Annotated in this window: 13 protein-coding genes; 2 read left to right on the top strand and 11 right to left on the bottom strand. The window is 64.7% G+C overall.

Annotated features, from left to right (window positions below):
* Positions 1-154: 154 nt before the first annotated feature.
* Genes ACHMW7_RS03710 through ACHMW7_RS03700 form a run of 3 tightly spaced genes read right to left on the bottom strand, consistent with a single transcriptional unit; the run spans position 155 to position 2,896 of the window.
* Positions 155-1,069, bottom strand: a complete 915-nt coding sequence (locus ACHMW7_RS03710) for an SDR family oxidoreductase (RefSeq protein WP_395449026.1) — start codon at positions 1,067-1,069, stop codon at positions 155-157.
* Entirely contained in the window at positions 1,066-2,223 is a 1,158-nt protein-coding gene (queG, locus tag ACHMW7_RS03705; RefSeq protein ID WP_395449025.1) for a tRNA epoxyqueuosine(34) reductase QueG, read from the bottom strand. Before queG ends, ACHMW7_RS03710 begins: the two co-directional genes overlap by 4 nt.
* Positions 2,204-2,896: a glutathione S-transferase family protein gene (locus ACHMW7_RS03700; RefSeq protein ID WP_395449024.1), complete on the bottom strand. Its 693-nt coding sequence runs from the start codon at positions 2,894-2,896 to the stop codon at positions 2,204-2,206. Before ACHMW7_RS03700 ends, queG begins: the two co-directional genes overlap by 20 nt.
* A 161-nt stretch (positions 2,897-3,057) precedes the next feature.
* Here ACHMW7_RS03700 and ACHMW7_RS03695 point away from each other — a divergent pair, with 161 nt between their 5' ends.
* A complete protein-coding gene (locus ACHMW7_RS03695; protein WP_395449023.1) occupies positions 3,058-3,864 on the top strand; it encodes an undecaprenyl-diphosphate phosphatase in 807 nt (268 codons plus the stop codon).
* Between the two features lie 43 nt (positions 3,865-3,907).
* Here ACHMW7_RS03695 and ACHMW7_RS03690 read toward each other — a convergent pair whose 3' ends face one another.
* The 3 genes from ACHMW7_RS03690 to ACHMW7_RS03680 form a co-directional block, all read right to left on the bottom strand.
* Positions 3,908-4,675 (bottom strand): sulfite exporter TauE/SafE family protein, encoded by a 768-nt coding sequence (locus ACHMW7_RS03690; RefSeq protein ID WP_395449022.1) that lies wholly within the window; start codon positions 4,673-4,675, stop codon positions 3,908-3,910.
* A gap of 13 nt (positions 4,676-4,688) precedes the next feature.
* Positions 4,689-5,663 (bottom strand): complex I NDUFA9 subunit family protein, encoded by a 975-nt coding sequence (locus ACHMW7_RS03685; RefSeq protein WP_395449021.1) that lies wholly within the window; start codon positions 5,661-5,663, stop codon positions 4,689-4,691.
* A 199-nt stretch (positions 5,664-5,862) separates the two neighbouring features.
* Positions 5,863-6,321 (bottom strand): DoxX family protein, encoded by a 459-nt coding sequence (locus ACHMW7_RS03680; protein WP_395449020.1) that lies wholly within the window; start codon positions 6,319-6,321, stop codon positions 5,863-5,865.
* Positions 6,322-6,527: 206 nt separating this feature from the next.
* On the opposite strand from ACHMW7_RS03680, the gene ACHMW7_RS03675 reads away from it, so the two are divergent.
* Complete coding sequence (locus ACHMW7_RS03675; RefSeq protein WP_184768501.1) at positions 6,528-6,725, top strand: CsbD family protein; 198 nt, start codon at positions 6,528-6,530, stop codon at positions 6,723-6,725.
* Between the two features lie 226 nt (positions 6,726-6,951).
* On the opposite strand, the gene ACHMW7_RS03670 is transcribed toward ACHMW7_RS03675, so the two are convergent.
* From ACHMW7_RS03670 to ACHMW7_RS03650, 5 genes are all read right to left on the bottom strand, one after another.
* Complete coding sequence (locus ACHMW7_RS03670) at positions 6,952-7,332, bottom strand: hypothetical protein (protein WP_395449019.1); 381 nt, start codon at positions 7,330-7,332, stop codon at positions 6,952-6,954.
* Positions 7,333-7,825: 493 nt separating this feature from the next.
* Positions 7,826-8,851: an Ldh family oxidoreductase gene (locus ACHMW7_RS03665; protein WP_395449018.1), complete on the bottom strand. Its 1,026-nt coding sequence runs from the start codon at positions 8,849-8,851 to the stop codon at positions 7,826-7,828.
* A 5-nt stretch (positions 8,852-8,856) separates the two neighbouring features.
* Positions 8,857-9,666 (bottom strand): ABC transporter permease, encoded by an 810-nt coding sequence (locus tag ACHMW7_RS03660; RefSeq protein WP_395449017.1) that lies wholly within the window; start codon positions 9,664-9,666, stop codon positions 8,857-8,859.
* On the bottom strand, positions 9,663-10,370 hold the full coding sequence (locus tag ACHMW7_RS03655; protein ID WP_395449016.1) for an ABC transporter permease: 708 nt from the start codon (positions 10,368-10,370) through the stop codon (positions 9,663-9,665). Before ACHMW7_RS03655 ends, ACHMW7_RS03660 begins: the two co-directional genes overlap by 4 nt.
* Before the next feature lie 283 nt (positions 10,371-10,653).
* Complete coding sequence (locus tag ACHMW7_RS03650) at positions 10,654-11,433, bottom strand: transporter substrate-binding domain-containing protein (protein ID WP_395449015.1); 780 nt, start codon at positions 11,431-11,433, stop codon at positions 10,654-10,656.
* Positions 11,434-11,467: the final 34 nt, after the last annotated feature.

The following is an 11,467-nucleotide window of genomic DNA, read 5'->3' as shown; positions in this document are numbered from 1 at the left end:
GGCGCCCTCACCCCAGTCATTTCGTCCAGAGCCTGTTCCATTCCGATTGAATCGGAATGGGGCTCTCTGTTGGTCGGAGCATGGTCTAGTCCGAAAACCGGCTGCCATTTTTCGCTTCGCGAACCTTCGGTTAGGGATCATGCCCTGCCTCCGCTCAGCCTTGCCTGATCGGGCTGCGCATGTCGCTTTGTCCTTCGCCGCGCCAGCTGCCGTCGGCCCACATGCCGTCCAGCGCCGCGCGATAGTTGGGCAAGCGGAACGCGTAGCCGATCGCCTTGATCGCGGTGTTGGCGACGCGCTTGTTCTCGCCATAGAAGGACCGCGCCATGGGCGAAAGTTGGGCAGTCTCGAACGGAATTTCCGGCGGTGCCTCGACGCCCATGAGGCTGGCGGCGTAAGCGACCACGTCCTGCGGCGGCGCCGGCTCATCGTCGGTGACGTTGAAGACCCCGCCATAGTCGCCTTCGGCGAGGAACCACAGCGCGCCGGCGATGTCTTGGACATGGATGCGGTTGAACACCTGGCCCTGCTTGACCAGCCGCTTGGCGCTGCCGTTTTCGAGATTGACGAAGGCATTGCGGCCGGGGCCGTAGATGCCTGAAAGGCGCAGGATCGCCACCGGCCGTCCGATCTGTTCGCCAAGCTCATGCCATGCCTGCTCGGCGTCGAGCCGCATCGAGGAGCGGCCCGGTTTCGGCCGGCATGTGGCTGTCTCGTCGATCCAGGCGCCGCCATGGTCGCCATAGACGCCGACGGTCGAGAGATAGCCGATCCAGCGCAACAAAGGCATGGCGTGCGCGATCGTCTCATGCGCGGCGTTCAGCACCGGGTCGCCATCGTCGCCGGGCGCGGCGGAGACGACCAGATGGGTGGTCGCGGCCAGCTGCGCCCTGATTTCGGGGGTGAGATGTCCGTCGAAGACAAAGGGCTCGATGCCGACGGCTTTGAGGCTAGCGAACTTTTCCGGCGAGCGCGTGGTGCCGGCGATGCGAACGCCTTGCTCGCGCATGCAGGCGAAGGCCTTGCCGGAATAGCCGGCGCCGAAGATGAAGAAGTTCTGCTCGGTCATGCCTGGGTCCGCGCCGGTTCGACTTGCGTGAGCTGCCATTCGGCGATCACGTCCTGTTCGGTTTCGTCCTTCAGCGCTTGTTGCGCAAGAGCCGAAAATGTCTCGCGCGGAACAAGCCGCGACAACGCCCAGATGGCGGCACCCCGCACCAAAGGCGAGGGATCGGTGAGCAGGGCCTGGCACGGCTCGACCAAAGTGGTGTCGGCGGAGTTGCCCGATGCGATCAGCACGTTGCGGATAAAGCGGTCGCGGCCGATGCGCTTGACCGGCGAGCCGGAGAAAAAGGTGCGGAAGGTCGCGTCGTCGAGCGCCAGCAATGCGGCTAGGCCCGGCTCGCGCAAATCGTCGCGGGCGGCGAGCTTGGCCTCCGATGCGACCTGGGCGAACTTGTTCCACGGGCAAGCGGCGAGGCAGTCGTCGCAGCCATAGATGCGGTTGCCGATCTTTTGGCGGAATTCGAGCGGGATCGGCCCCTTGTTCTCGATCGTCAGATAGGAAATGCAGCGCCGCGCGTCGAGCCTGTAAGGTGCCGGGAAGGCATCCGTCGGGCAGGCGTCGAGGCAGGCGCGGCAGGAGCCGCAATGGTCGACCTCGGCCGCGTCGGGCTCAAGCTCGGCGGTGGTGAAAATGGTGCCGAGGAACAGCCAGGAGCCGAACTCGCGGCTGACCAGATTGGTGTGCTTGCCTTGCCAGCCGAGCCCGGCGGCCTCGGCCAGCGGCTTTTCCATGACAGGTGCGGTATCGACGAACACCTTCACGTCGCCGCCGGCGCGGGCGACGATCTTGCCCGCAATCTCCTTCAGGCGGCCCTTCATGACGTCGTGATAATCGCGGTTGCGGGCATAGACCGAGATCGCCGCGCGGTCTGGCAGAGCCTGGAGCGCGCGCGGATCGCTGTCGGGACCATAGTTCATGGCGAGCACGACGATCGAGCGCACGTCGGGCCACAATGCTGAGGGTTGGCTGCGTCGTTCCAACGTCTCGGCCATCCAGGACATGGAGCCATGCAGGCCTTCGCCGACGAACTGGGCGAGACGGGCGGGGGCGAGCGGGATGGCGTTGGGGCGTGTGACCGCGACGGCGGCGAAGCCGGCGCGTTTGGCTTCGCGCTCGATCAGCTGGCGCAAGGCGCTCTCAGAAATCGAGGTCCGCATAATGCGATGCCGGGGTGAGCCCGCGCACGCGGTCGGCGAGCAGGGGCCGGAAGGATGGACGCGACTTGACCCGGGTGTACCATTCGCGCGCCGAGGAATATTCGCGCCAGTCGATTTCGCCGAGATAGTCGAGCACCGAAAGCGATGCGGCGGCGGCGAGGTCAGCATAGGTGATACGGGTGCCGGCGAGCCAATGGCGGGTGCCGGCGAGCCAGTTGGTGTATTTCATGTGCTGGCGGATGTTGGCCCGCGCTGCACGGATCGCCGCCGAATCGGGCGAGCCGCCGCCGGCCGCTTCCGGCATCAGTGGCTTGAGCACGCGCTCGCGCACCAGATGCCGGGTCACTTCGCTTTCGGTCTTGGTCAGGTACCAGTCGGTGAGGCGGCGGATCTCGGCGCGCTCCATCGGGTCTTCTGCGAACAGCCGGCGCTCGCGCTTCAGCACGCCGCGGGTCTCGTCGATATATTCGGAGATGATCATCGCGCCGACGATCGGCACGTCGCCTTCGGCGAGCAGGACGGGCAGCGTTCCGGCCGGATTGAGCGACAGGAACTCCTTGCGCCGCGTCCACGGCTTCTCCTCGATCAGTGCCAGCTCCTCGCCATATTCGCCGAACGCCAGACGGACGAAACGGCATGTGGCGAACATCGGGTGGTGGAAAAGCGTCAGCATGGTCCTGCGAAATTTCGTGATCGATGGCGCTCTGGCGAATCGCTTGCCGCGCCGCTAGAGCTTCTGGGCCCGGCTTGCCGGGCTCTCGGGCGACCCGACCTATAGGGTGAGTTCCGCCCCATGACAAGCAATCGCGCATGAACCACATCGCGGGGACGGAAATGGATAGCCAGACAATCATCGATGCGCTGCTGCTCGGCCTGCTCGAGGGCCTGACCGAATTCATCCCGGTCTCATCGACCGGCCATATCCTGCTCGCCGGGCATTTCCTTGGTTTCAACTCGACCGGCAAGACCTTCGAGATCCTGATCCAGCTCGGCGCGATCCTGGCGATCCTGTCGGTCTACGCCACCAAGCTGTGGCAGATGCTGGTCACCTTGCCCTCCGACCCCAAGACGCAGCGTTTCGTCGCAGGCATCCTGATCGCCTTCCTGCCGGCGGCGATCATCGGCGCTTTGGCGCATGACTTCATCAAGACGGTGCTGTTCGAATCGCCGCGGCTGATCTGCATCATGCTGATCCTCGGCGGCCTGGTGCTTTTGTTCCTCGACAAGCTCGACCTCAAGCCGCGCTATGGCGACGTCACCAGCTTCCCGCTGTCGGTCTATCTCCGGATCGGCCTGTTCCAGTGCCTGGCGATGATCCCCGGCACCTCGCGCTCGGGTGCGACCATTGTTGGCTCGCTTTTGATGGGCGTGGAAAAGCGCGCCGCGGCCGAATTCTCGTTTTTCCTCGCCATGCCAACCATGGTCGGGGCGTTCGCCTACGACCTCTACAAGAACCGCGACATCCTTTCGGCAGCCGACCTGCCTGTCATCGGCATCGGCTTCATCGCCGCCTTCGTTACCGCGCTGTTTGTCGTGCGGCACCTGCTCGACTACGTCTCGCGCAACGGCTACGCGCTGTTTGGCTGGTGGCGCCTGTTGGTCGGTGGCGTCGGGTTGATTGCGTTGATGGTCTGGGGCTGAGTTGTTCCCTTCTCCCCTTTTGGGAGAAGGGAATGCGCGCCTTTTATGCCAGTCCCATCAGCCCCCTGCGCAGCAGGTCCAGCGCCAGCACGGTGATGGCGATCTTGAACCATTTGCGGAAGCTCTCTTCCGGCATGCGCTCGAGCAGCTTGGTGCCGTAGACGGTGCCGAGATAGCCCGACACGATCATCGCACCGATCAGCGGCAGCCAGTCCCAGAAGGCGAAGCCGGCGAGGCCGAAGACGATGATCTTCAGCCCGTGCTGGGCAACCATACCGGCGGCGTGGGTGGCGACCAGCGCCTTGCGGTCATTGGCGAAGAACTGCGCGAACAGTACCGACACCAGCGGCCCGGTGGCGCCGACAAGCATGCCGACCAGCGCGACGATGACGCTGCCGATCGCAAGTCCGGTGCGGGTCAGTTTGTCGATGCCGGGGATCTTGGCCCAGGTGATGGCGATGACGAAGGCGCCGAGCACAAGCTTGAGCAGCGCATCGGGCAGCTGGATGACGACAAAGGCGCCGATGATGGCACCGACAACGCTGCCGGCGATGAAGGGTGCGGCGACATCCATGCGCACATTGGCGCGCTGGTGCCAAGCGCGGCCGGTGTTGGAGCCGAGCTGGACCGCGCCATGGACGGGGATCAGTGCCGACACCGGCACGAACAGCCCCATCAGGGTCAGCATGGCAATGCCGCCGCCGACGCCGAAGGCTGCGGTCAGCGCCGAAGTGAAGGCGCTGGCGACGATGAGGACAACCCCGATGAGCGGATCGAGCCCTTGGGGCAGAAGCGAGACGAGGGCGTCCATGCACCCTCGCCGGTCAGGCTTCGGTCCGGCGTGTAAACTGGCCGGCGGCGCGGTAGCGCCAGAGGTAACTCGGCAGGATCGATGCGGTCGACTTGGGCGCGATGCCGACGGCTGCGATGGTGCGGCCTTCGTCCAGGGCTGCCTTGGACACGACATTGTCGGAGCGTAGCAGCATGACCTGATCCTTGGTCAGCAGCGGGTTGGGCAGCAGCCCAAGGATCGAGGCCTGCAGGTTGGCGATCGACCATGGCACCGGCACCAGCGTGCGCTTGCGGTCGATGACCTCGAGCATCTGTTCCATGCACTGCTTGAAGCTCAGCACCTGCGGGCCGCCGATCTCATAGACCGAGCCGCCTTTGACCTTGCCGTCGACGGCGCGCGCGATGGCCTCGGCGACGTCGCCGACATAGATCGGCTGAAACAGGGTTTCGCCGCCGCCGATCAGCGGCAGCACCGGCGAGAAACGCGCCATGTTGGCGAAGCGGTTGAAGAAGCCGTCCTCGGGACCGAAGACGATCGACGGGCGATAGATCACCGCGTTTGGCAGTGTGTCGAGCACGGCCTTTTCGCCGCGCGCCTTGGTCTGGGCGTAGAGCGACTGCGAATTGATATCGGCGCCGAGGGCCGAGACATGGGTCAGCGACGCGCCGACCGAACGGGCGGCCTCGGCGACGGCGCGGGCACCAAATTCCTGCACCGTCGAGAAACGCTGGCGGCCGCTTTCATGCAGAATGCCGACGAGGTTGATGACATGCGATGCGCCCTGGACGGCGCGGTCGACCGACCAGCGCACGCGCAGATTGGCCTGTACCGGCTGGATCTGGCCGACATTGCCGAGCGGCTGCAGGTGGAAGGCGAGGTCGGGCCGGCGGCAGGCGACGCGCACCAGATACCCGCGCTTGGCCAGCGCCCGCACGACATGGCGGCCAAGGAAGCCGGACCCGCCGAAAACGGTCACGAGTTGCGGGGTCTGCAGAATTTCAGTCATCGCTGGCTCCGGTCGCCAAAAGGGGCAGAAGATGTAGCGTTTCTTAGCCCGTTTCGCGAAAAAGGCAATCATCGAGCGACTGCACGGAGCGGCCCGCGCCGATCTGGCGCGGGCATGCGGCTTGCCTTGGGAGGCAGGGTTCAGAACATGATCGCGAAAAGCGGAATCCTGTTTCCGGAAACGATCATGCGGTCACAAACTAGAACTCGCGGCCGAGGCGCGCGTCGACCGAGTGGCGGTTGCCGCCGCGCAGGGCGAAGAACAGGAAGATCGCTGCCCAGATGATCGACTTCTCGGCGCCCTGATAGCCTTGGCCCATGGTGATCCAGTGGAACCAGACGGTGACCAGCAGCACGAACATGGCGGCGAAGGCTGCCGGCCGCGTGAACAGGCCGATGGTGATCAGGATGCCGCCGAAGAACTCGGTGCAGGACAAAAGCAGCGACCAGAAGGCGCCGGGGTAGAAGCCGAGGCCTTCGACCATTTCGGCAGCACCGAACGGGTCGGAGATCTTGCCGAGGCCGTGAATGACAAGGGCGCCGCCGGCGACAATGCGCAGGATGGTTTCGGCTGATTCATGCAGGTTCGAATAAAGGCCGCGAAGCGCGGGAATGAAAAGTCGGCGGCCGGAAGTTTCGGTCGTCAGGGTCAAGGACATGTCTCCGTTTTGCGGGGCTATGCACGATTGAAAATATTGCAATGCACCAACGCCGCGAAGCCTGGGTCACGGTCAAGTCAACAAGGATTGATATAAAGATGATTAACAAAGTCAACTTTTAAAAATGTCGGAACCTGACCGGCGTGCAGGCGTTCATCCCCCAGTGCGGCGTTCCTGTCGTGCCCATTCCCGAAAGGAGAAAAGCAATGAATTGGAACCAGATCGAAGGCAATTGGGAGCAGTTCAAGGGCAAGGTGCAGGCCCAGTGGGGCAAGCTGACCGACGACGATCTCGATGTCATCAAGGGCAAGCGCACTGAACTCGCAGGCCGGCTCCAGGCCCGTTACGGCAAGGCGCAGGAAGAGGCCGAAAAGGATATCGACGGCTGGCTTTCGCGCCACTGAACCGTCTTTGGCAACGCGCCGCGGGCTGATCGCCCGCGCAAAGCCCCGCCAGTGCGCGGGGCTTTTTCATATGTGGATCTTTCACCTGCGAACGCAGAAAACCCCGCGCAAGGCGGGGTTTTCCGGATGGCAGCGATGCGGGCGACCGACGCCCCAGCCAGGCCGTCGCCGTCGTGCTGGGGCAATGATTCCGCCGGTTCAGCCTTTCGGGATCATGCCCAAGGCGTCAGGAGGGTTCCCGACAGGTCTTGCCACCCCAACCCTGCTGGCCCGACATGTTGCCACCTGCGGCCTTGCAGTCCTGGATGAACTTGGTGTTGCAATCCGGGAACTTGCTCGAGCCGTTCTTGCAGTACTTGTCTTCCGTCGCGCCGCCATTGCCCGACGAAACCTTGCCGCTCGGACCGGACGGCTTGTCGTTGTCAGGCGCATCTGAGAAATCGCCGGGGCCCGAGGGGCCGCTGCCACCGGGCGCGTCGGCGATGTCGCTCGGACCCGACGGACGGTCGCCGCCGCTCGGGCCGGCCGAGAAGTTGGCGGCATTGGCGCTGCCGATGGCGCCGGCAAGCAGCAGAATGGCGGTCAGGATGGTGATCTTGGTCTTCATGGTCATTTCCCTTTTCGAGTTGCGTTTCGGGGTCGCGAAAACCAGCAGTTTCCGCGTCGGAACGATCTTTCGGTTTGGGTTCCCCCCGGTGTTGATCGGACGAGCTCACCTCGCCCTGGACATGACTTGGTCGCAGCGTCAGCGTGAAAGGTTCAAAGGGGGTTCGAATTATTTTCGTAGGGGTTCGTACGGTGGTTCTGGAGCGTCATTGATCTTATGAATGTCGCGGCATGGATCCCCCTCCGCGGCTGGCGCCGCTACGGGCACGAGGATGACGGCCGGAGGGGACGTTCTCGCCAGTCAGGGGACGGTCCCGCCAATCGGAGACATTGGCGATTGGCCGGTAACTTCTATCTACTCGTCATCCGCGGGTCGGAGCGCGAGCGTAGCGAGAGCGCATATCCCGGGGATCCATGCCGTGACGTTGAAACCGCGCCGCGGTCCAGGCTTGCTGGTCCCGATGTTCTGAACCGGGGCCGAAAACGCTCCCTGGTCAGTCTGCCTGCCGCGCGGCAAACCCGGAGATGCGGGCGTGAAGGGCCGCAGGGACAACGATGCCCTCCATCTCCGAACGAGCGCGGGCGGCGGCCTTGGCAGGGCCGGGGATGTGGACGTGATACTGATCCGACAACCGGTCGAGCTGTTCGCGCATGCGGGTTTCGAAGCCGGGATCGAACAGCTTGGGATCGAGGGCGACGATGAACAGCCCGGTGCCCGGTGTCCGGTGACCGTCCGATATCGACGGCGCGTCGACCGACCAGTTGGCGCCGGAGACACCGGCGGCAAGCACCTCGACCATCAGCGCGACATTGGCACCGCGCGCGCCGCCGAAGGCGAGCAGCACGCCCTTCATCGCCTTCTTGGCGTCCGTGGTCGGCTTGCCCTTGGCGTCAAGCGCCCAGCCCTCGGGGATGGCCTCGCCGGCTTCGGCCGCCTTGCGGACATTGACGAAGGCGGTGGCGCTCGACGACTGGTCAATGACCAGTGGCGGACCGTCTGCGGCGGGCGCGGCAAGCGAGATTGGATTGGTGCAATAGACCGGTTTGGTCGAACCGGAGCCGGCGACGAGCGCGGGGCCGTTGGTGGCGGCGAGCGCGACAAGGCCAGCCTCGGCCAGACGGCCGGTGAAATAGCCGAGCGACCCGCAGGTGTAGGCATTCTTCTGCGAAAAGACAGTGACGCCGAACAGCCGCGCTGCCTTGGCGATGTCTTGGAAGTTGCGGTCGAAGCCGGTGTGGGCAGCACCGCCCTGTCCGTCGGACAGGTAAATCGCCAGCGCCGGGCGGGTGACGATGGGCTCGGCCTTGCCGTCGATGCGCCCGGCCTCGAGTGCTTCGAGATAGTCGACATAGTGCGACAGCCCGACGCTGGCCTGGCCATCGGCTTCGGCGGCGACCGCGGCAACGGCGATGGAGGTTGCCGTTTCTTCGGAAGCGCCGGCGCCGACGGCGGCTGATATGCACAGTGCGCGTGCCTCGTCGAGGCTGAGCGTGACGGTCTCGGACTTTGTCTGCGGCATGGGCTTCATCCCAGTCTGGACGGAATCTTCGCCTCCAGCTTGCGGAAGCCGAAGACGAGGATGCCGGTGATGATCAGGTAGATGAGGGCGAGCAGCAACAGCGGCTCGTAGACAATGAAGGTGTCCTGGCGGACGCGCGACGCCACGGAGTAGATGTCGATGACGGTGATGGTGGCGACAAGCGGCGTTGCCTTGAGCTGCAGCACGGTCTCGCCTGCCAGCGTCGGCAAGGCGCGATGGATCGCCTGCGGCAGCCAGATGCGGCGGAAACGCTTCCACGGGCTCATGCCGAAGGCACGCGCGGCTTCCAGCTGACCCCTTGGCACGCCGGCAAAGGCGCCGCGCATCACCTCGCCCTCATAGGCGGCATAAGACAAGGTCAGCGCCACGACGGCATAAGGCCAGGCCTGCCTGAGGATCGGCCACAGTTCGGATTGCCTGATCCACGGATATTGCGGGAACAGCGAGCCGAGGCCGTAATAGAGCAGCCAGAGTTGCAGCAAGAGCGGCGTGCCGCGGATGATGGTACAGAAGGCTTTCGCCGGCCAGGCCAGCCAGAACGGGCCGGCGGCCTGGGCAAGCCCGAGCGGTACGGCGAGCATGAAGCCGAGTGTCACGGTGACGACGAGGATCCAGATGGTGCGCCAGATGCCGAGCAGTGCCAGATCGTAATATCTGGGCAGCCACTCCCAGCGCATGAACAGGGCAGCCGAAAGCACGAGTGCCGCGGCGATGGCGATCAAGACGATGCGATGCGGCTGCAGCCACTCGGAGCGGATGGCGGACACCGTCGTGGCGGGCGTAGCGGCGCTCATCGGCCGGTCTCCGCGACGGGCGGCATGCCGCGCCGCGCCCAACGCTCGATGCGGCCGATGATGACGTTGGAGAACAGCGTCAGCAGCAGGTAGAGCACGCCGGCGGCGACGAAGAAGGTGAAGTAGGCCTTGGTGGTGGCACCGGCCTGGCGCGTCTCCTGGGTCAGCTCGTTGAAGCCGACGACGGCCAGCAACGCGGTGTCCTTGGTGGCGATGAGCCAGAGATTGGCAAGGCCGGGAATGGCGAAGGGCAGCATCGCCGGCAGCGTGATGCGGCGAAGCATCTTGCCAGGCGGCATGCCATAGGCACGCGCCGCCTCGATCTGGCCCTGCGGTATGGCCAGGATGGCGCCGCGAATGACTTCGGTGGCGTAGGCGCCCTGAACGATGCCGAGCACGCCGATGCCGGCGGCAAGCCCCGATATGTCAACGGGGGCGTAGCCGAAGCTGTCGAGCGCCCGGTTGATGAGGTCGGTGCCGGCATAATAGAGCAGCAGGATCAGCACCAGTTCGGGCACGGCGCGCACGACGGTGGTGTAGACCTCCATCAGGTCGCGCACGATCGGGCTGCCGTAGAGCTTGCCCCAGGCGCCTGATATGCCGATGAGGAGACCGAGGCTGAAGGCGCCCAGTGCGATCTGGATCGAATTGGCGAGCCCGCGCAACAGGTTGGCGCCCCAGCCGGGCGGCGAGATCGCAAGCAATTCGACAGCGCTTGTCTGCAGCAGCGGGTTCAGCAGGTGCTCGATGGCTGGTGTCCTTTGGAATGCTGAGGTGAACGGAGTTCCTCTCCCCCTTGTGGGGAGGGGTTAGGGGTGGGGGTAACGCCAGACGCGAAAGTTGCCGGAACGGGAACTTTGGTGGGACATCGCCAAGAGACCCCCACCCTCTATCCCTCCCCACAAGGGGGAGGGAGGTCCCCGGCGCTGCACCTCACGTCGGCGTCGCGCCCGATCCAGTTCGGGTGCGAGGCTGGACCTGCGCCCCTCACTTGCCGTAGATGTCGAAGTCGAAATATTTCTTGGCGATCTCGGCATATTTGCCGCTGTCGCGCAGCGACTTGATGGCGGCGTTGAACTTGTCCTTCAGCTCGGTGTCGCCCTGGCGCAGGCCGACGCCGACGCCCGGTCCGAGGATCTCGACGTCCTCGGCGACGTCGCCCTTCATGTCGCAGCAAGCCTTGCCGGCATCGGTGGCGAGGAATGTCGCCAGCGAAAGCGAGTCCGCCTGCACCGCGTCGACGCGGCCGGCGGCGAGGTCCGCCTGGGCCTCGTCCTGGGTCTGGTAGATCTTGATCTCGGAGGCCACGTCGGCGAAGTGTTTCTTGGCGTAGGCCTCGTGCACTGTCGACACCTGGACGCCGATGATCTTGCCCTTCAGCCCTTCCGGCGTGGCTTCGAACTTGGCATCCTTGGAGCCGATGATGCCGGCCGGCGTGTTGTAGTATTTGTCGGAGAAATCGATCGACTTCTTGCGTTCGTCGGTGATCGACATCGAATTGATGATGGCGTCGATCTTCTTGGAGTTGAGCGCCGGGATGAGGCCGTCCCAGGCGGTCATGGTGACCTCGCACTGAAGCTTCGCCTCGGCGCAGAGTGCCTCGATCATGTCCATTTCCCAACCGCTCCATTTTCCGGAGGCATCGGGCGAGGCGAAGGGCGGATAGGGCTCCGGCGCCATGCCGACCTTGATCGCCTGGGCGCCGGCGCTTCCGACGCTCAAACCAAGGACCAGGGCCAGGGCCGCGGTTGCAAGCAGTGCTTTCATGCTGTCTCTCCCGTTTTCGTTGTCTTGTTGTTCC

It is taken from the genome of Aminobacter sp. UC22_36 (assembly GCF_044056035.1).
Lineage (GTDB): Bacteria > Pseudomonadota > Alphaproteobacteria > Rhizobiales > Rhizobiaceae > Aminobacter.
The sequence above is the reverse complement of the archived record's forward strand: the minus strand, read 5'-3'. Positions and strand labels throughout refer to the sequence as shown.